The organism is Streptomyces sp. NPDC005070, assembly GCF_053600395.1.
In genome coordinates, this window is the sequence record NZ_JBSFZS010000045.1 from 1 (window position 1) to 20,915 (window position 20,915).

At 71.9% G+C, this 20,915-nt stretch carries 22 protein-coding genes and 1 pseudogene; 11 read left to right on the plus strand and 12 right to left on the minus strand.

All coding sequences use genetic code 11. The features are described from left to right. Nucleotides 1–254: 254 nt before the first annotated feature. Nucleotides 255–2,117: a LamG-like jellyroll fold domain-containing protein gene (locus ACWEBX_RS17435; protein ID WP_451885712.1), complete on the minus strand. Its 1,863-nt coding sequence runs from the start codon at nt 2,115–2,117 to the stop codon at nt 255–257. A 240-nt stretch (nt 2,118–2,357) separates the two neighbouring features. Between ACWEBX_RS17435 and ACWEBX_RS17440 the strand changes: the two genes are divergently transcribed. After that, entirely contained in the window at nt 2,358–2,762 is a 405-nt protein-coding gene (locus ACWEBX_RS17440) for a PaaI family thioesterase (protein WP_451885713.1), read from the plus strand. Nucleotides 2,763–2,834: 72 nt separating this feature from the next. On the opposite strand, the gene ACWEBX_RS17445 is transcribed toward ACWEBX_RS17440, so the two are convergent. Continuing rightward, nucleotides 2,835–3,272 carry a DUF4442 domain-containing protein gene (locus ACWEBX_RS17445; protein WP_103552027.1) on the minus strand — a complete coding sequence of 146 codons (438 nt, stop codon included), beginning with the start codon at nt 3,270–3,272 and terminating at the stop codon, nt 2,835–2,837. A gap of 213 nt (nt 3,273–3,485) precedes the next feature. On the opposite strand from ACWEBX_RS17445, the pseudogene ACWEBX_RS17450 reads away from it, so the two are divergent. From ACWEBX_RS17450 to ACWEBX_RS17460, 3 genes and pseudogenes are all read left to right on the plus strand, one after another. After that, nucleotides 3,486–3,919 (plus strand): annotated as a pseudogene (locus ACWEBX_RS17450) (hypothetical protein); the annotation flags it as partial. A gap of 182 nt (nt 3,920–4,101) precedes the next feature. Continuing rightward, nucleotides 4,102–5,148 (plus strand): hypothetical protein, encoded by a 1,047-nt coding sequence (locus tag ACWEBX_RS17455; protein WP_451885714.1) that lies wholly within the window; start codon nt 4,102–4,104, stop codon nt 5,146–5,148. A gap of 60 nt (nt 5,149–5,208) precedes the next feature. After that, nucleotides 5,209–6,573 (plus strand): MFS transporter, encoded by a 1,365-nt coding sequence (locus ACWEBX_RS17460; protein ID WP_451885715.1) that lies wholly within the window; start codon nt 5,209–5,211, stop codon nt 6,571–6,573. Here the strand turns inward: ACWEBX_RS17460 and ACWEBX_RS17465 are convergent. The 3 genes from ACWEBX_RS17465 to ACWEBX_RS17475 all read right to left on the minus strand — a co-directional run bounded on the left by ACWEBX_RS17465 (nt 6,535) and on the right by ACWEBX_RS17475 (nt 9,783). After that, nucleotides 6,535–7,380: a spermidine synthase gene (locus ACWEBX_RS17465; RefSeq protein ID WP_451885716.1), complete on the minus strand. Its 846-nt coding sequence runs from the start codon at nt 7,378–7,380 to the stop codon at nt 6,535–6,537. The two genes, ACWEBX_RS17460 and ACWEBX_RS17465, sit on opposite strands and share 39 nt — an antisense overlap. 180 nt (nt 7,381–7,560) lie before the next feature. After that, nucleotides 7,561–8,730, minus strand: coding sequence for an elongation factor Tu (gene tuf / locus ACWEBX_RS17470; RefSeq protein WP_451885717.1), 1,170 nt, complete (start codon nt 8,728–8,730; stop codon nt 7,561–7,563). Between the two features lie 318 nt (nt 8,731–9,048). Further along, nucleotides 9,049–9,783, minus strand: coding sequence for a DNA alkylation repair protein (locus ACWEBX_RS17475; RefSeq protein ID WP_451885718.1), 735 nt, complete (start codon nt 9,781–9,783; stop codon nt 9,049–9,051). A gap of 50 nt (nt 9,784–9,833) precedes the next feature. Between ACWEBX_RS17475 and ACWEBX_RS17480 the strand changes: the two genes are divergently transcribed. Beyond that, a complete protein-coding gene (locus ACWEBX_RS17480; protein ID WP_451885719.1) occupies nt 9,834–10,652 on the plus strand; it encodes a TVP38/TMEM64 family protein in 819 nt (272 codons plus the stop codon). A gap of 70 nt (nt 10,653–10,722) precedes the next feature. Here the strand turns inward: ACWEBX_RS17480 and ACWEBX_RS17485 are convergent, their stop codons facing one another. Continuing rightward, entirely contained in the window at nt 10,723–11,898 is a 1,176-nt protein-coding gene (locus tag ACWEBX_RS17485; RefSeq protein WP_451885720.1) for a thiolase family protein, read from the minus strand. 158 nt (nt 11,899–12,056) lie between these two features. On the opposite strand from ACWEBX_RS17485, the gene ACWEBX_RS17490 reads away from it, so the two are divergent. Both ACWEBX_RS17490 and ACWEBX_RS17495 read left to right on the plus strand, forming a co-directional pair. After that, nucleotides 12,057–12,518 (plus strand): winged helix-turn-helix transcriptional regulator, encoded by a 462-nt coding sequence (locus ACWEBX_RS17490; RefSeq protein ID WP_451885721.1) that lies wholly within the window; start codon nt 12,057–12,059, stop codon nt 12,516–12,518. Between the two features lie 205 nt (nt 12,519–12,723). Then, on the plus strand, nt 12,724–13,599 hold the full coding sequence (locus ACWEBX_RS17495; RefSeq protein ID WP_451885722.1) for an undecaprenyl-diphosphate phosphatase: 876 nt from the start codon (nt 12,724–12,726) through the stop codon (nt 13,597–13,599). Between the two features lie 30 nt (nt 13,600–13,629). Here the strand turns inward: ACWEBX_RS17495 and ACWEBX_RS17500 are convergent, their stop codons facing one another. Both ACWEBX_RS17500 and ACWEBX_RS17505 read right to left on the minus strand, forming a co-directional pair. Next, nucleotides 13,630–14,022, minus strand: a complete 393-nt coding sequence (locus tag ACWEBX_RS17500; RefSeq protein ID WP_451885723.1) for a hypothetical protein — start codon at nt 14,020–14,022, stop codon at nt 13,630–13,632. 255 nt (nt 14,023–14,277) lie between these two features. Continuing rightward, nucleotides 14,278–14,439 carry a hypothetical protein gene (locus ACWEBX_RS17505; RefSeq protein ID WP_451885724.1) on the minus strand — a complete coding sequence of 54 codons (162 nt, stop codon included), beginning with the start codon at nt 14,437–14,439 and terminating at the stop codon, nt 14,278–14,280. A 79-nt stretch (nt 14,440–14,518) separates the two neighbouring features. On the opposite strand from ACWEBX_RS17505, the gene ACWEBX_RS17510 reads away from it, so the two are divergent. Then, nucleotides 14,519–14,698: a hypothetical protein gene (locus ACWEBX_RS17510; protein WP_451885725.1), complete on the plus strand. Its 180-nt coding sequence runs from the start codon at nt 14,519–14,521 to the stop codon at nt 14,696–14,698. A 65-nt stretch (nt 14,699–14,763) separates the two neighbouring features. Here ACWEBX_RS17510 and ACWEBX_RS17515 read toward each other — a convergent pair whose 3' ends face one another. Next, nucleotides 14,764–15,504 (minus strand): SDR family NAD(P)-dependent oxidoreductase, encoded by a 741-nt coding sequence (locus ACWEBX_RS17515; RefSeq protein ID WP_451885726.1) that lies wholly within the window; start codon nt 15,502–15,504, stop codon nt 14,764–14,766. Nucleotides 15,505–15,688: 184 nt separating this feature from the next. Here ACWEBX_RS17515 and ACWEBX_RS17520 point away from each other — a divergent pair, with 184 nt between their 5' ends. Together ACWEBX_RS17520 and lnt are read left to right on the plus strand one after the other, a co-directional pair. Beyond that, on the plus strand, nt 15,689–16,174 hold the full coding sequence (locus tag ACWEBX_RS17520) for a nuclear transport factor 2 family protein (protein ID WP_451885727.1): 486 nt from the start codon (nt 15,689–15,691) through the stop codon (nt 16,172–16,174). 192 nt (nt 16,175–16,366) lie between these two features. Continuing rightward, entirely contained in the window at nt 16,367–17,953 is a 1,587-nt protein-coding gene (gene lnt, locus ACWEBX_RS17525; RefSeq protein WP_451885728.1) for an apolipoprotein N-acyltransferase, read from the plus strand. Here lnt and ACWEBX_RS17530 read toward each other — a convergent pair. Continuing rightward, nucleotides 17,871–18,782, minus strand: a complete 912-nt coding sequence (locus ACWEBX_RS17530; protein ID WP_451885729.1) for a Gfo/Idh/MocA family protein — start codon at nt 18,780–18,782, stop codon at nt 17,871–17,873. The two genes, lnt and ACWEBX_RS17530, sit on opposite strands and share 83 nt — an antisense overlap. Before the next feature lie 283 nt (nt 18,783–19,065). Here ACWEBX_RS17530 and ACWEBX_RS17535 point away from each other — a divergent pair, with 283 nt between their 5' ends. Then, a complete protein-coding gene (locus tag ACWEBX_RS17535; protein WP_451885730.1) occupies nt 19,066–19,488 on the plus strand; it encodes a hypothetical protein in 423 nt (140 codons plus the stop codon). A gap of 26 nt (nt 19,489–19,514) precedes the next feature. Here the strand turns inward: ACWEBX_RS17535 and ACWEBX_RS17540 are convergent, their stop codons facing one another. Both ACWEBX_RS17540 and ACWEBX_RS17545 read right to left on the minus strand, forming a co-directional pair. Continuing rightward, nucleotides 19,515–20,072, minus strand: coding sequence for a hypothetical protein (locus ACWEBX_RS17540; protein ID WP_451885731.1), 558 nt, complete (start codon nt 20,070–20,072; stop codon nt 19,515–19,517). Between the two features lie 121 nt (nt 20,073–20,193). After that, nucleotides 20,194–20,877 (minus strand): uracil-DNA glycosylase, encoded by a 684-nt coding sequence (locus tag ACWEBX_RS17545; protein ID WP_451885732.1) that lies wholly within the window; start codon nt 20,875–20,877, stop codon nt 20,194–20,196. Between the last annotated feature and the right edge of the window lie 38 nt (nt 20,878–20,915).

Below are 20,915 nucleotides of genomic sequence, written 5' to 3' on the forward strand. Positions count from 1 at the left end.
CAGTTGAACACGTGACCGTGGAGATCGGTCGTCCCCATCACCGTCAGCTCGTACCGCTTCACCGGCCGGCCCCCCCACCCCCCCCCCCCCCCCCCCCCCCCCCCCCCCCCCCCCCCCCCCCCCCCCGCCCCCCCCCCCGCGACCCCACCGCCACCCCCCCCCCGAGCCGGCCCCCCCCCCCGGCCCCCGGGGCGCCCCCCCCCACCACCCGAAGGCCAGGGTCGGGCATGGACGGCCGGAAGGGAACAGGTGCTCTAGGACGGAGGCTTGAGGAAGTCCCGCGCGGGCAGGGCGTGGTCGACGACGCGGGTGTCGCCGATCCAGCCGTAGAAGCCCTGACCGAAGGTCTCGTCGAACTGGGTGGCACCGATGACGAAGGGCTTGCCGAGTGTCGCGATCCCGGTGGACGGCTGTGCGGGGTTGCGGGCGATCTTCGAGCCGTCGACGTAGAGGACGGTGCGGCGGCCGTCGTTCACTACGGCGACATGCGTCCAGCGGCCGACCGGGAGCGCGTGACTCCACGAGGTCGGGTCGGCGTCCTGCCGCTCCGGATACACGACGAACTGCAGGAACCGCTCCGGCGACAGATTGAGGCTGCAGGTGGGCTCCAGCGGAGACCAGCCGGTCGTCTTTCCCGCGTCGCCGTTGCGGCCCTCCCAGCTCAGGATGCCCATCCAGGCGTGATCGCCCTCGAAGGGATCCGGCAGTTTGACGAACGTCTCGATGGTGTAGCCCCGCGTGAACTTCGCGCTGTTCAGGACGGCCCCGGCCCGCGTCGTGAGGATGGCGCCGCGGTCGGGGCTCTTCCCGCCGTCGAAACGGAGGCTGGCGTGGGCGGGCTGGCCCGGGTGGTGGTCCGCCGACCAGGTCAGGACGGCCGGGCCGCTCGCGTGCAGCCGGCTCACGGTCAGGTCGTTCCCGTGGCCGGTGAGGTCCCGTACGACCGTGCCGTCCTCGACAGGAGCACCCGGCACCGTCCCGGAGCCGTCGAAGCGCCAGTAGGCCACCGTGCCGTGCGGCATCACGGCGGAGGCGGGGCGCGGCTTCGGCGGGACGACGGGCGCGAAGCCCTCGAAACGCTCGTCGAAGTCGATGCGCAGGCCGAACCGGTCGACAGGACCGGTCAGTTCGATCGTCTCGGCCTCCAGCGGAGTCCGCTTCCCCGGGTCGCGGGCGAGGAACCACGGCGCGAACGTCTCCACGTCGATGACGCCTCTGGCCAGGTCGAAGGAGTAGGTCCGGATCATCCCGGCGCCGCCGTAGTAGCGGTCCTGGTAGTTGGTGATGTGGACGTGGACATCGTTGTCGTCGTCGTTGGTCAGGACCGTGCGCCCGGGTGGCCAGTAGTGGCCGCCGAGGGCGAGGAAGATCTGGTCGTTGCCGCGGACGAGCCCGTCCCACAGGCGCTCGCCGTTGTCGGAGAGCTGCGCCCTGCCGTCGTCGTCCGACCACGCGATGTCGTGTGTGGTGAGCACGGCGGGAAGCGTCGGATGGGCGTCCAGGACACCCTGGGCCCAGCGCAGTCCCTTGTCCGACACTCTCCAGTCCAGGGCGAGCACCAGCCACTCCCGGCCGGCGGCGCGCAGCACGTGGTAGCTGTTGTAACCGTCGGGGGAGGCACCGCGGAAGGTGGGCATGGAGGCGTAGCGCTCGGGGCCGAACGCGGCCAGGTAGGCCGTGTCTCCGCGCTGGTCGTCGGTGGACGAGGGGATGTCGTGGTTGCCGGCCAGGACGCTGTAGGGGACCTTGCCGTGCAGGGTGCGGAAGGTGTCGGCGGCGCGTCCGATCTCGTCCTCGGTGCCGTGTTCGGTGACATCGCCGAGGTGCGTCATGAAGGCGATGTTGGCCTCGGCCCGCTCCGCGACGAGGTACCGGAAGGTCTCCCGCAGCGGCTCCGGGTCCGCGCTGTCGGCGTCGAAGAGGTACTGCGTGTCGGGAAGCACGGCCAGCGTGAAGCGCGGGCTCTCGGTGTCGAACCGGCCTCCCCCGCCCGTGGTCGCGGCCCGTGCCGGGGCCGTCTCGAAGGCCGCCGTCGCCGCGCCGGCCGCCGGGACGGCGACCGCCGCGCGCAGCAACGCCCTTCTGTCCGGCCCGTTCTGCTGTCCTGCCGTGCCCATGTGCCCTCCAGGTGAGCGGGATCGCTGTCAGGGGGCACGGTGGTGACCGGCCATGACCGGGCAGTGGCAGTGAGCTGAACGACGCGTTGTGTTCGCCGCACGATTGGCGTCCGGCACGCCGGCGCGACGGACGGCCGGATCGCGCACACATTCCGCACCGCCGGAACGCCCCCTCACAGCAAGGGAGTTGATAGAAAGGATCATCGATCCGCGTCCCGCCACTCCCACAAGGAGCCCGATGTGACCGTCACCGCCGACGACATCTACGCGATGGCCCCCTACGCCAGGACCCTGGGCGTTCGCTTCACGACTCTGTCCGCCGAGGGAGTGGACGCCGAACTCGATTTCGTGCCCGAACTGTCCACCGCGGGAGGCGGGTTGCACGGGGGCGCGCTGATGGGCCTGGCCGACGTCGCCTCGGCGGTGTGCGCCGCGCTGAACGGCCCGGCGGGCGCGGTCCCCGCCACCACCACCTCGACCACGCACTTCCTGCGGCCGGTACGCGAGGGAGCCGCGTACGCGAAGGCCCGCGTGCTGCGGGTGGGACGCGACACTGCGGTCGTGGAATGCGACATCGAGGACGACGGCCACCGGCTCTGCACCCGGGTCACCCAGACGGTGAGCATTCGCGTGCCGCGCGGCTGAAGCGGCCCGGCGACGGCCCAGGGCCCCGACCGGCTCGCACTCCCGATCAGGGCCCTGTAGGTGAAGTCCGTCTCAGCCGTTCGGCCGGAGGGTCCAGATGACCGTCATCTCGCCGGTCACCGCGCCGTCACCGCGCTGGATGGCGATGGCGACGGGGAACTCGGGGCGCTGACCGGCGTCGAGCTCCGCGACGACGTCGGCGGCGGGCCGCCCGAGCGTGGCGGTGGCCGTGACGGGGCCCATCGCGAGCTTCTTGTACGCGATCTCGGCGCTGACCGCGAGCGGCACGGCGCGGGAGAGCTGGTCCCCGAAGGCGGCGAGCACGATGGCCCCGCTCGCCGACTCCCCCAGCGTGAACATGGCGCCGGCGTGCGGTCCGCCGACATGGTTGTGGAAGTCGCCCTGGTCCGGGAGCGCCACGACGGCCTTCTCCGGAGTGGTCTCCACGAACTCGAGGTTCAGGGTCCGGGCCATCGGCACGGTCGCGGCGAGCATCTCGCCGATCGTCATCTGGTCTGCGCTCATACGACGATGTTACCCATGGGTAGCAACCCTTGGCCAGCCCCCTGACCTGGCGCCGAAGTCGATCAGTCCTTGCACAGGCGGAGCCGCACTCCAGTACAGGCCTGACGAAACGCGGTGACAGAAACGTTTCACAGGCGCCACTGACGTGACGGCCCATGCGGCCACGACAGCAGGCGCCCGGAGGCGAGCGGAACCCGCGGGGACGGACCCGCAGGAACACCGGGCGCCTCCCCGTCCGACGGCGACCCGCGCGGCGGAGCCGTCGAGCAGCCGACCGTCCCCGGCTGGAAGGTCGTCGTCAACCCCGAGTGGGGCACAGCCTTCGACGTCCCCGCGGACTGGGAGGCGGCCTCGCCGGGCACGTCGACCGGGTTCGAGAAGCACGACGCGAAGGCCGACGACAAACCGCTGATCACCGGGAGCGTCGCCTGGGCCAGGTCCGAGAACACGCCCCGGAAGGGGAAGTGCGCGAGCGACGGCAAGGCCGTCACGTTCGGATTCAGGAACTCCGCGGGCGACTTCGTGGCGTGGAATCTCTACGGAGCCACCGGCGTGCGGGACGAGATCCCGACGCGACCATTCTGAGGTTCCTGAGCACCGTGCGTCTGCACGGTGACCCGACGGGGGCCTGAGCCGGGACCGGTGGGCGTCAAGGACGGAGACCCGAGCACGGCCTGAGCCGGCATCAGATGCGGTGCGAGCGGGCATCAGATGCGGTGCGAGCCGGGATCAATGGGACAAGTGGCCTGACGGCGCGGTCGTTTCGGGGACCGCCGTGGCACCCGGGTCACAGGCCCCTCTATCGTTACCAGCCATGTGGCCAGGACAGCAGCCGCCCGGGGGCGAGCAGAATCCGCAGGACCAGAACCCGTATCAGCAGCCGGGTTACCAGCAGCCGAATCCGTACCAGCAGCCGGGATACCAGCAGCCGGGGTACCCGCAGCCCGGCCCGTACGGACAGCAGCCGGGGCAGCCTCAGTGGGGAGCGCCGTCGGATCCCCTCGGCTCGCCCCAGGTGCCCGGCGGCAACGGCGGGGGCGGTGGCGGTAACAGGACGAAGATCACCGCGATCGTCGCGGCCCTTGCCGTCGTGATCGCCGCCGGGGTCACCGGTTACCTCGTCCTGGGCGGAAACGGCGACTCGGACGACAAGGCCGGCGGGGACACGTCCAAGTCCCCGAAGGCGTCGGCGTCCACGTCGGCGAGCGCGAGCGCGAGCGAGGCCGACCCGCGCGGCGGCGACGACGAGAAGGCGACGATCGCCGGCTGGAAGGTCGTGGTGAACCCGAAGTGGGGCACCGCGTTCGACGTGCCGCCGGACTGGAACGTCAGCACTTCCGGCACCTTCATCGGCTTCGAGGACGACAAGAAGGGCGACGGCTCCGTGCTCATCGGCATGTCCGCGCCCGCGTTCCTCAAGGAGAAGTGGTGCTCGTCCGACGCGAACAAGGACGGCCGCACCGAGGACACCTCGCTCGCCGCCGCGGGCACCAAGGGCCAGAGCGGCGCCAAGAACACGGACGACGTGGCGCGCAACGACTCCGCGTGGTGGGTCTTCGGCGGCTACACCGATCAGAAGAACGCTTCGAAGAAGCTGCTGAAGATCGGCAAGCCCGAGGCGTACACCACGGCCGCGGGCATCAAGGGCAGCGTCGCGACGACGTACTCCAAGGGTGTCCCCAAGAAGGGCAAGTGCGACTCCGACGGCAAGGCGACCACCTTCGCCTTCAAGAACTCGGCGGGCGACTTCGTGTCCTGGACGCTCTACGGCGCCAAGGGTGTCTCGGAGGAGATCCCGGACGCGACCGTGAAGAAGATCCTCGGCACCGTACGGCTGCACGGCGACCCGACCGGGTCCTGAGCCCGAGCGGGCGCCGCGGAGACCGGCTCACGGGGGTGAATACCCGCAAGGGTGCAGGTCATGGGTTTGGCAAGTCGGGCACCGGGCGGCGATAGTCTCCCGGTGACCTCAGCCGCCGACCGCGCCCGACCCTCCCGCCGCCCCTCCTGGGCGGGCCGGAACTACACCCTTCTGACGGCCGCCGCCGTCGTCACCAACCTGGGCAGCCAGGGCGCGCTGATCGCCGCCGCGTTCGCGGTGCTCGCCGCGGGCGGCGACGGAGGCGACATCGGCTTGGTGGCCGCGGCACGGACCGTGCCGCTGGTGCTGTTCCTGCTGATCGGCGGAGCCGTCGCGGACCGGCTGCCGCGGCACCGGGTGATGGTCGCCGCCAACGCCCTCAACTGTGTGTCGCAGGCGGCGTTCGCCGTACTCGTCCTCTCCGGCGAGGCACGGCTGTGGCAGATGATGCTGCTGTCCGCGCTCGGCGGCACCGGGCAGGCCTTCTTCAACCCGGCCGCCGAGGGCATGCTCATGTCCTCGGTCCGCGGGGAGCAGGCGAGCCGCGCGTTCGCGATGTTCCGGATGGCGATGCAGGGTGCGGGTGTCGGCGGCGCGGCCCTGGGCGGCGCCCTGGTGGCCGTCATCGGACCGGGCTGGGTGCTCGCCGTGGACGCCGTGGCCTTCGCGGCCGCCGGCGCGCTGCGTTCCTTCCTCGACGTCAGCCACATACCGCCGCGAGAACCGGGCGGCGGCCTCCTCGCCGATCTGCGCGACGGCTGGCACGAATTCGTCGGGCGTCCCTGGCTGTGGACGATCGTCGCGCAGTTCTCCGTCGTGGTCGCGGTCGTCGGAGCGGCTGACGCGGTCTACGGTCCGCTGGTCGCCCGGGACAGTCTGGGCGGGGCGGGACCCTGGGGCCTGGCGCTCGGCGCGTTCGGCGCCGGGACCGTGGGCGGCGCGCTGCTCATGACCCGCTGGAAGCCCCGTCGCCTGCTGCTCACGGGCACCCTGTGCGTCTTCCCGCTCGCGGCACCCGCCGCCGCGCTCGCGGTCCCCCTGCCGGTGGGACCGCTGTACGCGGTGATGTTCGTCAGCGGTCTGGCGATAGAGGTGTTCGGTGTGTCGTGGATGACGGCGCTCCACCAGGAGATCCCCGAGGACAAGCTCTCGCGGGTGTCGGCGTACGACTGGTTCGGTTCGATCGCGATGGTCCCGCTGGCCACGGCGCTGGCGGGTCCCGCGGAGCAGGCCTTCGGCCGGACGCCCGCGCTGTGGGGCTGCGCGACGCTCGTCGTGGTGGCCACGGCGGCCGTGCTGTGCGTCCCGGACGTCCGCAATCTGACGCGGCGGTCCCGGGCGGTGGCGCAGGGTGCTCCCGCCGCGGTGCCCGGCACGAAGCCGGCGTCAGCCGATGCCGAAGGACCCGCCGGGCGGCTCGGGTGACGGAACAGCGTCCTCGTCGCGCACCGGAGCGGCGCCCGCGATGAAGTCCCGCAGCGCGGGGCCGTGTTCGACGCGGGCAGGGAAGGCGTCGGCGGCGGTGCGCCGGGCCAGTGCCGCCGTGTCGAACGGCTGGTGGGAGGCCACGAGCACGGCGTTGCCGAAGCGCCGGCCGCGCAGCACGCCGGGTTCGGCGATGAGGGCGATCTCCTCGAACACGGTGGAGAACGTGGCGAGCTGGGAGCGCAGAAAGGCGAAGGGCGCCGCGTCCGCGAGGTTGGCGAGGTAGAAGCCGCCGGGGCGCAGCACACGCTCGGCGGCGCTCGCGTACGCGACGGACGTCAGGTGCGCCGGTACACGCGAGCCGCCGAAGACGTCCGCGATCAGGATGTCGGCGGAGGCGGGGGCGGCGGCTTCGATCCAGGCGCGGGCGTCGGCGTGGTGCAGTTCGATGCCCGAGCCGCCGGGCAGCGGCAGACACGCGCCGACCAGGGCCAGCAGGCCCTTGTCCGCCTCGATCACGTCCTGGCGTGAACCGGGCCGGGTGGCCGCGACGTAGCGGGGCAGGGTCAGCGCCCCGCCGCCGAGGTGCAGCACGTCCAGGGCGCGCCCCGCCTCCGCCACCGTGTCCAGCACGTGGCCGAGGCGCCGGGTGTACTCGAATTCCAGGTGCGTCGGTTCGTCCAGGTCGACGTACGACTGGGGTGCGCCGTCCACGGTCAGCAGCCAGGCCCGCTCGCGGTCCACGTCGGGCATCAGCTTGGCGGTCCCGTGATCCACGGCCCGCATCACGGGTATCGGCTCGTCCACGGGTCCATTGTGCGGTACCCGCGGCGCCGCGAACGGAGCAGGCCACAACGCCGCGGACAGGGCCTCCGCGGCACCGCGAACGGACCGGCCGGGGCACCCCCGACCGGGGCCGTGCCGGGCGAGGGGAAGCGGGGCCCGCCACATCGTGGCGGGCCCCGCTTCCCTGTCCGCGGCCGGGCGTCAGCCGACCGACGTCACCGTCCCGGCGCCGACCGTGCGGCCGCCCTCACGGATCGCGAAGCCGAGGCCCGGCTCCAGCGGCACCTCGCGCCCGAGCTCGACGGTCATGACGACCGTGTCGCCGGGCCGGGCGACGGCCGCCTCGCCGAGGTCGACGTCGCCGACCACGTCCGCGGTGCGGATGTAGAACTGCGGCCGGTACCCGGTGGAGACCGCTGTCGTACGGCCGCCCTCGCGCGTCGACAGGACGTACACCCGCGCCGTGAAACGGCTGCTGGGTACGACACTGCCGGGGGCGGCGGCGATGTGCCCGCGGCGTACCGCGTCGCGGGGCACCCCGCGCAGCAGCAGCGCCACGTTGTCGCCGGCCTGCGCCTCCTCCATCGGCTTGCCGAAGGTCTCCAGGCCGGTGACCACCGTGTCGACGCCCGCGCCGAGCACCTCGACCCGGTCGCCGACGTGGATCGTGCCGCGCTCCACGGCACCGGTGACGACCGTTCCGCGTCCGGTGATGGTGAGCACGTTCTCGACCGGCATCAGGAACGGCGCGTCGAGATAGCGCTCGGGCATCGGCACATAGGTGTCGACGGCGTCGAGCAGCGCGTCGATCGCCGCCGTCCACCGGGGGTCCCCCTCGAGAGCCTTGAGGCCGGACACCCGCACGACGGGCACGGAGTCGCCCCCGTAGCCCTGGGCAGAGAGCAGCTCGCGGACCTCCAGCTCGACCAGGTCCGTGAGCTCCTCGTCGCCCGCGTCGGCCTTGTTGAGGGCGACGACGATGTGGTCGACGCCCACCTGCCGGGCGAGCAGCACGTGTTCGGCGGTCTGCGGCATGATCCCGTCCAGCGCGGACACGACGAGGATCGCCCCGTCGAGCTGGGCCGCGCCGGTGACCATGTTCTTGACGTAGTCGGCGTGGCCCGGCATGTCCACGTGCGCGTAGTGCCGGGTGTCGGTCTCGTACTCGACGTGCGCGATGTTGATGGTGATGCCGCGCGCGGCCTCCTCCGGCGCCCGGTCGATCCGGTCGAACGGGACGAAGGTGCCGGAGCCGCGCTCGGCGAGGACCTTGGTGATGGCGGCGGTCAGGGTGGTCTTGCCGTGGTCGACGTGACCCATGGTGCCGATGTTCAGGTGCGGTTTGGTGCGCACGTAAGCCGTCTTGGGCATGGCGGTTCCTCGAAGCCTCTTCGGTGTCAGCGGAGCTGAGTGATGGCCCCGGCGCGTACCGGCCGGGACGGGGACCCCCAGGAGTGACCGACCCTCCCCCTGCGGGGTCCGCCGGACGATCCGGGAAGGGTCAGCTTCGGGCGCCGTCGACGGCTGCCGTGATGATCTGGACGGCAGCCTTCGGCGCATCCGCGACTGCGGATGCTGCGAGGAGGAAGGCGTACCGGAACATGAGGAGATCATCTCCGACGGGTCCCCTCGCGTCGAATGATTTTCGGTGCCCCGCGGACCGGTGTGGCGCGAGGGGCGTCAGTGGCCTCAGGGACCGATGTTCTTGAGCGCCTCGCGCACGGACAGCGGCGCGAGTTGCGCCCGCTCGGCGGCGACGAAGTCCCGTACGGCGCGCGGGTCCGTCTTGGCGTACTCGCGCAGACACCATCCGATGGCCTTGCGGATGAAGAAGTCGGGATGGCCGGCCTGCCGTACGCAGTACGCGAAGAGCCGCCCCGTGTCGGTGGCCTCCTTGTACCGGAGCTGATGGAGCAGCGCCGTACGGGCGACCCACAGATCGTCGTCCTCGATCCAGGCGTCCATGTCGGTGCGCAGGCGCGGGTCGGCGGCCACCAGACCTCCCACCACGTGCGCGGCGAGCGCGTCGACGGTGTCCCACCAGGAGGCGGTGGACACGAGATGCCGGGCCACCGGAAGGAAGCCCGACGACAGGCGGGTGACATGGCGGCGCAGATAGTCGACGGCGAAGTACTGGTACTCGCGTTCCGGCAGCCGCCAGCAGCGCAGGGCGAGCGCGGCGCAGTCCTTCTCGTCGGGCCGGGCGGTGTCCAGGAGCACGGTGCGGGAGAGGGTGCGGCGCTCGGGTGTCGTCAGGCCGAGGAAGGGAGCGATGTCCTTCATGTACGCGCGCATGGACGCGGCCCGGTCAGGGTCGGCCGCCGCCGGATAGACGGTGGTGAGCCGCTCCAGGAGGATGTCCGCGAGCGCGCTGTCCGGCACCTCGAACCGCGCACCCGACGTTCCGGAAGCTGTGACGCCCATGAGACGAACCATACGGCGATCACACACACGCGTCGGCTAGTGTCACCGGAATGCTCGATGCCACCACCCGCTCTGGGGGCACCGCCACGGCCACTCCCCAGGCCGCCGCCACGGAGCTCACCGTCGCCACCGACCTGGTCGTGGGCTCGGAGATCGCCGTCGCCGCACCCGCGGTCCCGACCGCCCTGCGCACCGATCCGGCCGCACGCCTCCTGAGAGCGCTGCTCTCACCCTGGGCGCGGCTCTCCCTGCTGGTCGTGCTGCTCGCGGCGGCCGCGTCGAGCGTGTTCCTCTTCGACCCGCAGCGGCTGCTCGCCGACGGCTGGCCGCCTCAGCTCGGCGGCACCGCGGCGGCCGTCGCGTTCGCCGGGGCCTACGGGCTGTGCACGGTCGCCTTCGTGCCCCGGCCGCTGCTCAATCTGGCGGCCGGTGCCGTGTTCGGCTCCCAGATGGGCCTGGGCACCGCGCTGGTGGGCACGGTGCTCGGCGCGGGTGCCGCGTTCGGACTCGGCCGGATCCTCGGGCAGGAGGCGCTGCGGCCGCTGCTGCGGGCCCGCTGGCTGAAGGCCGCTGACGGCCAGCTCAGCCGGCACGGCTTCCGCTCGATGATGGTGGCCCGGCTGTTCCCCGGTGTGCCGTTCTGGGCGGCGAACTACTGCGCGGCCGTGTCCCGCATGGGCTGGCTGCCCTTCCTGGTCGCGACGGCGCTCGGCTCGATCCCGAACACCGCCGCGTACGCCGTCGCCGGCGCCCGTGCGTCCTCGCCGACCTCTCCCGCGTTCCTGATCGCGATGGCCTTGATCACGGTCCCCGCCCTGGCCGGAACGGTGGTGGCCTGGCGCAAGCGCCACCACCTGCGCGGCCATTGAGACCCGCACGACACCGGTACGAGGAAACGACCGCGCGCCACTACGACCGCGAGCGCTGCGGACGCGCCCGCTACGGACGCACCGCTTCCAGGATCATCGCGTTCGCCAGTCCGCCCGCCTCGCACATCGTCTGCAGCGCGTAGCGGGCACCCCGGGCGCGCATGGCGTGGACGAGGGTCGTGGTGAGGCGGGTGCCGCTGGCGCCGAGCGGGTGGCCGAGCGCGATGGCTCCGCCGTGCACGTTGACCTTGGACAGGTCGGCGCCCGTCTCCTGCTGCCAGGCGAGGACGACGGCGGCGAAGGCCTCGTTCACCTCGAAGAGGTCGATGTCACCGAGGTCGAGACCGGCCTTGCGCAGCACCTTCTCGGTGGCCGGGATGACACCGGTGAGCATCAGCAGCGGGTCGGAGCCGGTGACGGCGAAGCTGTGGAGACGGGCCACGGGCCGCAGGCCGAGGCGGGCGGCGGTCTCGCTCGACATGATGAGCACGGCGGAGGCGCCGTCGTTGACCGGGCTCGCGTTGCCCGCCGTGACGGACCAGTCGATCTGCGGAAAGCGCTCGGCGAAGCCGGGGTCGTAGTACGCGGGCTTCAGTCCGGCGAGCACCTCGGGGGTGCTGCCGGGACGGACGCTCTCGTCCCGGGCGAGACCTTCCAGGGGCGCGACCTCGGCGTCGAACAGACCGCCGTCCCACGCCTGTGCCGCCTTCCGGTGCGAGCCGATCGCGAAGTCGTCCATCCGCTCGCGGGTGATGCCCCACTTGGCGGCGATGAGTTCGGCGCTGATGCCCTGCGGCACCAGACCCTCGGGGTAGCGCTCCGCGACGCCGGGGCCGAAGGGGTCCGCGCCCGCCGGCACGTTGGACCACATCGGTACACGGCTCATCGACTCCACGCCGCAGGCCACGACGATGTCGTACGCCCCCGACATGACGCCCTGCGCGGCGAAGTGCACCGCCTGCTGCGACGAGCCGCACTGGCGGTCCACGGTGGTCGCCGGGACGGTGTCGGGGAATCCCGCGGAGAGCACGGCGTAACGGGTGGTGTTCATGGCCTGCTCGCCGACCTGGTCGACGGTGCCGCCGATGACGTCGTCGATCAGCGCCGGGTCGATCCCGGAGCGTTCGACGAGCGTGCGGAGGGTGTGGGCGAGGAGTTCCACGGGGTGGACGTGGGCGAGCGAACCGTTCGGCTTGCCCTTGCCCACGGGGGTGCGTACGGCTTCGACGATCACGGCGTCACGCATGGGATGCCTCTCAGGTCGGTCGGTGTCTGAGGTCAGGGAACCGGTCACCGGACGGGACCGGTCACCGAACCGAGTGAGTTGGATTTCCAAACCCACTAAGTGACCCAAGAGTAACCTAGTGAGTTGGAACATCCAACCCACCTTCGTAGACTGGCGGCATGAAGGACCCCCGCCCCTGCTCGATCGCCGCGACGCTCGCTCTCGTCGGCGAGAAGTACTCCCTGCTGGTCCTGCGCGAGGTGTCGCTCGGCGCGACGCGCTTCGACCAGCTCGCGCGCAACATCGGCGCCCCTCGCGACGTGCTGACGGCCAGGCTCAAGCGCCTCGTCGACGCCGGGCTGCTGGAGAAGGCGGAGTACAGCGACCGCCCCAAGCGCTACGAGTACCGGCCCACGCGCGCGGGCCTCGAACTGAGCCCCGTCCTGTTGATGCTGATGTCCTGGGGCGACCGGCACCTCCAGGAGGACGGCTTCCGGCCCATGGTGCTGGAGCACACCTGCGGCCACGAACTGGTCCCCCGGGTCGTCTGCCGGGAGTGCGGCGAGCAGGTCGAAGACGACTCCCTCATGGCCCACCCGCAGGCCCCGGGCTGGACGGTGACGGGACCGGTGACGGAGTAGCCGCCGTACGGGGAGCAGCGAGCGAGGGGTGACGGGAACGGCCGGCCGAACCGCTGCGCAGGGTGGGCGGACCGTCACCGAAACCCCCGTGGCCGGGCTGTCGGCCGCGCCGGTTAGGCTTCCCTGAGCGTTCGCGATCGCCGCGCACCGCGGTCAGGCGTGCCCATCTCCCTTTCCACGATCAGCACTTGGACCACGTAACTTCATGTCTTGGTTTCAATCCCTCGTCCTCGGACTCGTCCAGGGGCTGACCGAATTCCTTCCCGTCTCCTCCAGCGCGCATCTGCGGCTGACCGCGGCCTTCGCGGGCTGGGACGATCCCGGCGCGGCGTTCACCGCGATCACGCAGCTCGGCACGGAGGCCGCGGTGCTGATCTACTTCCGCAAGGACGTGGGAAGGATCCTGTCGGCGTGGTTCCGCTCGCTCACGAACAAGGCGATGCGCCGCGACCATGACGCCCAGATGGGCTGGCTGGTGATCGTCGGCTCGATCCCGATCGGCGTGCTCGGGATCACGCTCAAGGACCAGGTCGAGGGACCGTTCCGCGATCTGCGCGTCACCGCGACCATGCTGATCGTGATGGGCATCGTCATAGGCATCGCCGACCGGCTCGCGGCCCGCGACGAGACGGGCGGCAGGCACCGGGCGGCGAAGCAGCGCAAGGTGCTCGAGGACCTGAACACCAGGGACGGCCTGCTGTTCGGCGTCTGCCAGGCGATGGCCCTGGTCCCCGGTGTCTCCCGGTCCGGCGCCACCATCAGTGGCGGCCTGTTCATGGGCTACAGCCGCGCGGCGGCGGCCCGCTACTCCTTCCTCCTCGCCATGCCGGCCGTCCTCGCGTCCGGCACCTTCGAACTCAAGGACGCTGCCGCGGAGGGTCACGTCTCCTGGGGACCGACCGTCTTCGCGACGGTCATCGCCTTCGCGGTCGGATACGCCGTCATCGCGTGGTTCATGAAGTTCATCTCCCACAAGAGCTTCATGCCGTTCGTCTGGTACCGGATCGCCCTCGGATTCGTCATCATCGGCCTGGTCGGCACCGACGTCCTCAGCCCGCACGCCGCCGAGTCCTCCGGCTGAGCCGTTCGCTCCCCGGGGTGTCCACGGGTCTCACGCCAACGGCCAGAGCTGCGTCCGGCGCCGGCTCAAGGGTTCCGGCCCTTCGCGCCAGGCGACGCACAGGACCGCTCCGTCGCCGCGGCTCTCCTGGGGCGGCACCTGGAAGCGCAACTCGGCACCGGCGGGAACCTCGTTCCACTGCCTGATGTGATGGTGGGGCCGGAAGTGCCCCCTCGGCGTGGCCCAGCCGACCGAGACACCCACACGGTAGGCACTCGCGTATCCGACATTGGCCAGCCCGTAGTCACCCGGATCGGCGTTGTGCCGTACCAGCAGGCGGATCGCGGGGTTCTCGACCCGGGACCGCCAGTAGTGCACGCCCTCCGTGGCCATGACGCCGACCAGCACGCCGACGATCGCGGTGACCAGATCCCCCCACCCCATGGAGCGAAATTACCGCACCCCGACCGCGTCGCACAGCTACGCCCACCCCGACGGGAGACGTTCTCGCAGGTGGGCGCTGTGGGCCGTCTGGCCGAACTGTTCTGCGGACCGGGTCGCGGAGCTTTAGCGTGGTCTCTCCGACTGGAGGTGGAGCATGCCGAAAGATCCCGCGCAGGGCAGGTTGGGTACCGAAGCGCGCAGTGTGAAGTTCCCGGATGGCAGCCGCGGGGTCATCCTCGTGCGGGCGGGTATCCCTCAGGAGGAGGCGGAGGCGCTCGCGGCGCGGGTCTGGGCGGAACGGGCAGAGACGGGCGTGCCCAACGGCTGACCCTTCGAGTGCCGTCGCCGTTCCGACCACCACAGGACCAACTCCAGCCACTGAGGGCGGAGTTCGGCCACCAGAGGGGCCTTGCTCATGAACACCGTGACGCAGCACATACGACGTGCGTAGCCGCCCGGTAGCGCAGTGTCAGTCCTTGCGCCTAGGCTGGTCCGCATGTCCACCGATGTCACTCCGCCTGGTTCCGTGCGGTCTGCCGCCGCGTTGAACGAACAGATCCGCGCCCTGTGGACGCGGACGGGCGGCTCCCTGTCCGCACAGGAGCGGGCGGAGTACGAGCTGTTGATCGTGAAGTGGGCCGAGGCGATTCGCGGCGAGATCATCGAAGCGGCGTAGCACCGTTCGCGCCCCGCGGTTCACGCAGGCCCACCACCCCGGACACCCGCCTCACCCCCGCGGACTCAGCGCCCGCCCGACACCCGAAGCACCGCCCCCGTCGTGTACGACGCCTCGGGCGACAGCAACCACGCGATGGCCGCGGCGATCTCCTCCGCGGCGCCCACGCGACGCAGTGGAATCGACGAGGCGGCCCGTTCGGCGCGGCCCGGGGCGCCCATGGTCGCGTGCATCTCGGTGTCGATCATGCCGGGCGCGACCGCGTTGACACGGATGCCGTCGGGACCGAGTTCCTTGGCGAGCCCCACGGTCAGCGCGTCCACGCCCGCCTTGCTCGCCGCGTAGTGCACGAACTCGCCGGGACTGCCGAGTGTGGCGGCCGCCGAGGACACGTTCACGATGGCCCCTCCTCCCCGTGCGGCCATGGACCGGGCGGCACGGCGCGAACAGAGCAGCGTGCCGAGCAGGTTGACCTCGACCACGCGGCGCAGATCCGCGGCGTCGGCGTCCGCGAGCCGCCCGAGCGGTCCGGTCACCCCGGCGTTGTTCACCAGCCCCGTCACCGGCCCCAGCCGGTCCGCGGCCGTGTCGAAGAGCCGCTCGACGGCGGCCTCGTCGGAGGTGTCCACCCGTACGGTGACACAGCTCGCCCCGGCCTCACGGACGGCGGCCGCGGTGCGCTCGGCGGCCGCACCGTCGCTCACGTAGCCGACGGCCACGTCATGCCCGTCCGCGGCGAGCCGCTTACAGGTCGCGGCACCGATCCCCCGGCTGCCCCCCGTGACGATCGTGACCGGACGTGCCATACGAGCCTCCTGGACGCGACGCCCCACCGCGATCCCCATGGTCGGGGAACACGCGGGTCGATCATGGATCACCCACGATCGCAGACCCACACCGACCTCGGCACGGAGTCTCCGCCCCTTCCGGACACCGAATATCCCCGCACGGCCCCTTGGCGTGGCAGGCGGAGTGGCGAACACTGAGCCGATGACGCAGCGTGTGGAGCTCGCGACCGTGCTGGACCGGATCTCCGTGGACGAGATCGTCACCGCGTACGCGGTGGCCGTGGACGACGGCGACTGGGAGGGATACCGGGGGCTGTTCGCGCCGAAGGGCCGGGCCGACTACCGCTCGGCAGGGGGCATCGAGGGCGACGCCGCCGAGGTCGCCGGGTGGCTCGCGCAGAGCCTCGACCTGTTCGCGATGCGCCAGCATCTGATCGTCAACCGGCGGGTGCGGTTCGGTGTCCTGGACCAGGACACCGGCGACACGGCCGAGGTGCGGGCGGACTACATCAATCCGATGCGGTTCGCCGGGCAGGACGGCGACTCGACCGCGCCCGACCTCGTGTGCGGCGGCCGGTACGCCTTCGGCCTGCTGCGCACCGGCGACGGCTGGCGACTGAGCCAGGTGACCGTCCAGGAAAAATGGCGCCGCATGCCGCAGCCCCGACAGACACCCGCCCAGACCTGAGCCACCGACGCCCGGTGCCTGCCGACCCCCTTCTCCCTTCCGCCCGGCCCGCGCGTTCCCGGGGGTCCGCACGGCCCCCGGCGACCCGGGAGCGCCCGCCCGCCGACGCGCCCCCTTCTGATCACCACGCCCCCTGTCGTAGATCGCCGCCGACGCGCACACTGGAGGGACCCCGGGGCAGGGAGGCGAAGGATGAACAGGCCCGACCGAGCGTTCGGCCCATGGCTGGTCTCCCCCTGGCGGCGCGATGTCGTCGCCGCGCTGGCGGGCGCGCTGCCGATGCTGGCGTTCCCCGCCCTGTCGTGGTGGTGGTTCGCGTACGTGGCCCTGGTGCCCTGGATCCTCCTGGCGCGCTCGGCCCCCACGGGCAGGCGTGCCGCGTACGACGGCTGGTTCGGCGGGTTCGGGTTCATGCTCGCCGTGCACCACTGGCTGCTGCCGAGCCTGCATGTCTTCACGGTGGTCATAGCGGCGCTGCTCGGCGCGCTGTGGGCTCCGTGGGGCTGGCTCGTCCGGCGGTTCCTGGCCGGGCTGCCCTCACCGGGCCGGGTCGGCGCCGCCCTCCTCGTCCTTCCGTCCGGATGGCTGTTGGTCGAACTCGCCCGGTCCTGGCAGGGCCTGGGCGGTCCCTGGGGTCTCCTCGGGTCGAGTCAGTGGCAGGTGGAGCCGGCGCTGAGGCTGGCCTCGGTCGGCGGGGTGTGGCTGCTCAGCTTCCTGGTCGTCACGGTCAACATCGCGGTCGCCGTGCTGGTCTCGGTGCGTGAGTCCCGTATGCCCGCGGTGGCCGGACTGGTCGCGACGGCCGCCGCGACCTCGGCGGCCTGGGTGTGGTCGCCGCGCCCGGACGTCGACGGCCGGGTGCGGATCGCGGTCGTGCAGCCCGGTGTCGTGGACGGGAGCACGAGCGGTGACAGGCGCTTCGCGCGCGAGGAGGCGCTGACCCGTCAACTCGTGGGCCAGGGCGCCGACCTGGTCGTCTGGGGCGAGAGCAGCGTCGGCTTCGACCTGGCCGACCGGCCCGATCTGGCGCTGCGCGTCGCGGCGTTGTCCCGCGAGGTCGGCGCCGACATCCTGGTGAACGTCGACGCGCGCCGCTCGGACCGGCCGGGCATCTACAAGAGCTCGGTCCTGGTGGGACCGCACGGCCCGACCGGCGACCGCTACGACAAGATGCGGCTGGTCCCGTTCGGCGAGTACGTGCCCGCGCGCTCCCTGCTCGGCTGGGCCACCTCCGTCGGCAAGGCCGCGGGCGAGGACCGTATGCGGGGCACCGAACAGGTGGTGATGAACGTCGGGCACGGGCTGCGTGTCGGCCCCATGATCTGCTTCGAGACGGCGTTCCCCGACATGAGCCGCAACCTCGTCAAGGACGGCGCCGAGGTGCTGGTGGCCCAGTCCTCGACGTCGTCGTTCCAGCGGAGCTGGGCCCCCGAGCAGCATGCCTCGCTCGCCGCGCTGCGTGCCGCGGAAACCGGCCGGCCCATGGTGCACGCGACGCTCACGGGAGTCTCCGCCGTCTACGGCCCGGACGGCGGAAGCATCGGGTCCTGGCTCGGCACGGACACGAGCGACGCGATGCTGTACGACGTGCCGCTGGCCCGGGGCGTCACCCCGTACGTCCGGTTCGGCGACTGGCCGGTGCACGGTGCCCTGCTGGTGATGGCGGCATTGTGCGTGGCGGAGGGCACGCGCACGTTCAGGCTGCGGCGGACCGCTCCTGAACCGCTTGTACCACCCGCTCGCACAACTCGTGAGTCGCCAGCGCGTCCCGGGCGCTGAGCACTTTTCCGGTGCGCACGGCGTCGAGGAACGCGAGGACGGCCTGCTCGATGCCGCGCTGCCGGGCCACCGGGACCCAGTCGCCGCGCCGGCGCACGGTCGGCTGGCCCTTGTGGTCGATCACCTCGGCGAGATTGACCACCTGCCGCTTGGTGTCCTGGCCCGAGACCTCGAGAATCTCCTCGCTCGATCCGCTCAGCCGGTTCATCACCCCGAGCGCCGTGAAACCGTCCCCGGCGAGCTGGAGAACGACATGGTGCAGCAACCCGTCCTCGGCCCGGGCCCGCACCGTCACGTCGTCGACCGGACCCGGCACCAGGAAGCGCAGGGTGTCGACGACGTGGATGAAGTCGTCGAGAACCATGGTGCGCGGCTCCTCGGGCAGCCCCGTGCGGTTCTTCTGCATCAGGATCAGCTCGCGGGGGTGTTCGGCGCACTGCGCGTACGCGGGTGCGTGACGCCGGTTGAAACCGACCGCGAGGCTGACGTTCCGCTCCTCCGCGAGCCGCACCAGCCGCTCCGACTCGCCCAGCTCGTACGACAGCGGCTTGTCGACGTGCGTCGGTACGCCCGCCTCCAGCAGCCGGGTGACGATCTCCGGGTGGGCCGCCGTGGGCGCGTGCACGAACGCCGCGTCGAGGTCCTGGGAAAGCAGGGACTCCAGGTCACCGTGCCGCCGGCCCGACGGCAGGTGAAGGCTGTCGGCGACCCGGTCGAGCGTGGCGGGCGTCCGCGTCTGCAGATGCAGTTCGATCCCGGGCTGCACGCCGAGCACCGGCAGATACGCCTTCTGCGCGATGTCGCCGAGTCCGATGCAGCCGACCTTCACAGGGGTCTCCTTCACTCGCCGACGCGGGTTCCGTCGGAAGCATACGGCCGCGCCGTCCCCGGGTGGTCGGCCCCGAGTCGGCGGCCGTCGGCGGGTGATGCCGGTTTGCGAGCGATGTACGCCCCGGCAGCCTGTCAGCTCGCCGATGCCCGTGCCCACCGGAGGAGCGGAAGGATCACCCGTGTGGGGCATCCCGCGCCTCTCCGCTCCCTGGAAGCCCTCTGGAACCAGCAGAGTTGCGCGGGTGCATCGAACGACGACAACCGCAACGCTCCTGGTCGCCGTGGCAGTCACCGCCCTCTCCGGCTGTGTGACCGTCCAGCGGCCGTCCGCCTCCGCGTCTCCCGCCGCCCCGGCGGGCCCCACCGCGCCGCATGTGGACGACAAGGGGGGACCCCGGATCGCGCAGGCACCGGCGCGGAAGGCGCTGGAGCGCGTCGGCCCCTCGCCTGAGCCCTCGCCCGAGACGGCGGCCCGGCACCGGGCGGCGCCCCCGCCGCGGGCCGTGGCGCCCCCGGCCCCTCCGCGGCACGCCCACCCGGCCCCGCGTCCCGAGTCTCGGCACCCGGGGCACCGTACGGCCGCCCCGCCCGGCGCCCCGGCCGTGCCGAAGCGTCCGGACGTGTGCGCGCTCGGCAGGAAGTACGGGGGCTGGAAGGCGGACAGCCCGGAGGCGGTCCTCTGCGCGACGACGTACGGACACTGACAGCGGCCGCGGCATGGGCGCGGGTGTCAGGGGCGCTGTCTCGGCGGGCCCAGGGTCTCGCCCCCGGGGCCGTCGAAGCGGTCGGATCCACCGGCGTCCGCCGCGGTGCCGGTGTCCCGGAGCCTCAGCTCCAGGCGGCCGATCGCCGCGCGGACGCCGTCGCCGTACCGGTCGTCCGCGAGGGCGCCGGCCGCGCCGCGGGCCCGGTTCAGATGGGTACGGGCGGCTTCCGAGCGGCCGAGCTTCGCGTAGTCGGCGGCGAGGTTCAGGTGCAGCGAGGGGTAGAACGCGCGGACGGCGAGCGACTGGTGGGGCTCGGCGACGCCGCCGTCGCTCAGTTCCTCGGCCGCCGCGAGAGCCCGCAGGTCCCAGGCGAGTTCGTCGGCGGGGTCGTCCTGGGTGTCGGCCATGTAGTGCGCCAGGGTGCAGCGGTGGAGCGCGTCGCCCTCGTTCCCGATCTCTCCCCACAGATCCAGGAAGCGGCCCCGGGCCTCCTCGCGGTCCCCGGCGTGGTGCAGCATGACGGCCTGTCCGATCCGGGTCGTCATGGCGTCCGGCGCCGCCTGCTCCTGTTGCTCCGCCACCGCGTCCTCCAGGCTCGTCACTGTCCCTGACGAAGCTAACCGGAGCCGGTGACAATCGCGCTCAGGCGCCCCCGTGGGCCGCTGGGCCAGGCCGGTGACGGGCCCGGCCAGCGGTCCGGCGTCAGCCGAGGTCGGGGACGGTCCAGTCGATCGGCTCATGGCCCTGAGCGGCCACGGCTTCGTTGATCTGCGTGAACGGGTGCGAGCCGAAGAACTTCTTGGCGGACAGCGGTGACGGGTGCGCCCCCTTCACCACCACGTGCCGCTCCTCGTCGATCAGCGGGAGCTTCTTCTGCGCGTAGTTGCCCCACAGGACGAAGACGGCCGGGTCGGGGCGGTCGGCCACCGCGCGGATGACCGCGTCGGTGAACTTCTCCCAGCCCTTGCCCTTGTGCGAGTTCGCCTCGCCGGAGCGGACGGTGAGCACCGCGTTGAGCAGCAGCACACCCTGCTCGGCCCACGGCATCAGATAGCCGTTGTCCGGGATCGGGGTGCCCAGCTCCTCCTTCATCTCCTTGTAGATGTTCCGCAGCGACGGCGGGGTCTTGACTCCAGGACGGACCGAGAAGCACAGGCCGTGCCCCTGGCCCTCGCCGTGGTACGGGTCCTGGCCGAGGATCAGGACCTTCACACGCTCGTACGGGGTGGCGTCGAGCGCGGCGAAGACCTCCTCCCGGGGCGGGTAGACGGGACCCTTCGCGCGCTCCTCCTCGACGAACTCGGTGAGTTCCTTGAAGTAGGGCTGCTGAAGCTCGTCGCCCAGGACGCCGCGCCAGGACTCGGGCAACATGGCGATATCGGTCACGTCAACTTCCTTCGATGTGCGGTGACTTCCGGACCAAG

Bases quoted from the DNA above. Each gene is read 5' to 3' on its own strand.
- ACWEBX_RS17435 (WP_451885712.1), bottom strand. From the start codon at position 2,117: ATGGGCACGGCAGGACAGCAGAACGGGCCGGACAGAAGGGCGTTGCTG.
- ACWEBX_RS17445 (WP_103552027.1), bottom strand. From the start codon at position 3,272: ATGACGATCGGCGAGATGCTCGCCGCGACCGTGCCGATGGCCCGGACC.
- ACWEBX_RS17455 (WP_451885714.1), top strand. From the start codon at position 4,102: ATGTGGCCAGGACAGCAGCCGCCCGGGGGCGAGCAGAATCCGCAGGAC.
- ACWEBX_RS17460 (WP_451885715.1), top strand. From the start codon at position 5,209: ATGGGTTTGGCAAGTCGGGCACCGGGCGGCGATAGTCTCCCGGTGACC.
- tuf (WP_451885717.1), bottom strand. From the start codon at position 8,730: ATGCCCAAGACGGCTTACGTGCGCACCAAACCGCACCTGAACATCGGC.
- ACWEBX_RS17475 (WP_451885718.1), bottom strand. From the start codon at position 9,783: ATGGGCGTCACAGCTTCCGGAACGTCGGGTGCGCGGTTCGAGGTGCCG.
- ACWEBX_RS17480 (WP_451885719.1), top strand. From the start codon at position 9,834: ATGCTCGATGCCACCACCCGCTCTGGGGGCACCGCCACGGCCACTCCC.
- ACWEBX_RS17485 (WP_451885720.1), bottom strand. From the start codon at position 11,898: ATGCGTGACGCCGTGATCGTCGAAGCCGTACGCACCCCCGTGGGCAAG.
- ACWEBX_RS17490 (WP_451885721.1), top strand. From the start codon at position 12,057: ATGAAGGACCCCCGCCCCTGCTCGATCGCCGCGACGCTCGCTCTCGTC.
- ACWEBX_RS17495 (WP_451885722.1), top strand. From the start codon at position 12,724: ATGTCTTGGTTTCAATCCCTCGTCCTCGGACTCGTCCAGGGGCTGACC.
- ACWEBX_RS17500 (WP_451885723.1), bottom strand. From the start codon at position 14,022: ATGGGGTGGGGGGATCTGGTCACCGCGATCGTCGGCGTGCTGGTCGGC.
- ACWEBX_RS17505 (WP_451885724.1), bottom strand. From the start codon at position 14,439: ATGAGCAAGGCCCCTCTGGTGGCCGAACTCCGCCCTCAGTGGCTGGAG.
- ACWEBX_RS17510 (WP_451885725.1), top strand. From the start codon at position 14,519: ATGTCCACCGATGTCACTCCGCCTGGTTCCGTGCGGTCTGCCGCCGCG.
- ACWEBX_RS17515 (WP_451885726.1), bottom strand. From the start codon at position 15,504: ATGGCACGTCCGGTCACGATCGTCACGGGGGGCAGCCGGGGGATCGGT.
- ACWEBX_RS17520 (WP_451885727.1), top strand. From the start codon at position 15,689: ATGACGCAGCGTGTGGAGCTCGCGACCGTGCTGGACCGGATCTCCGTG.
- lnt (WP_451885728.1), top strand. From the start codon at position 16,367: ATGAACAGGCCCGACCGAGCGTTCGGCCCATGGCTGGTCTCCCCCTGG.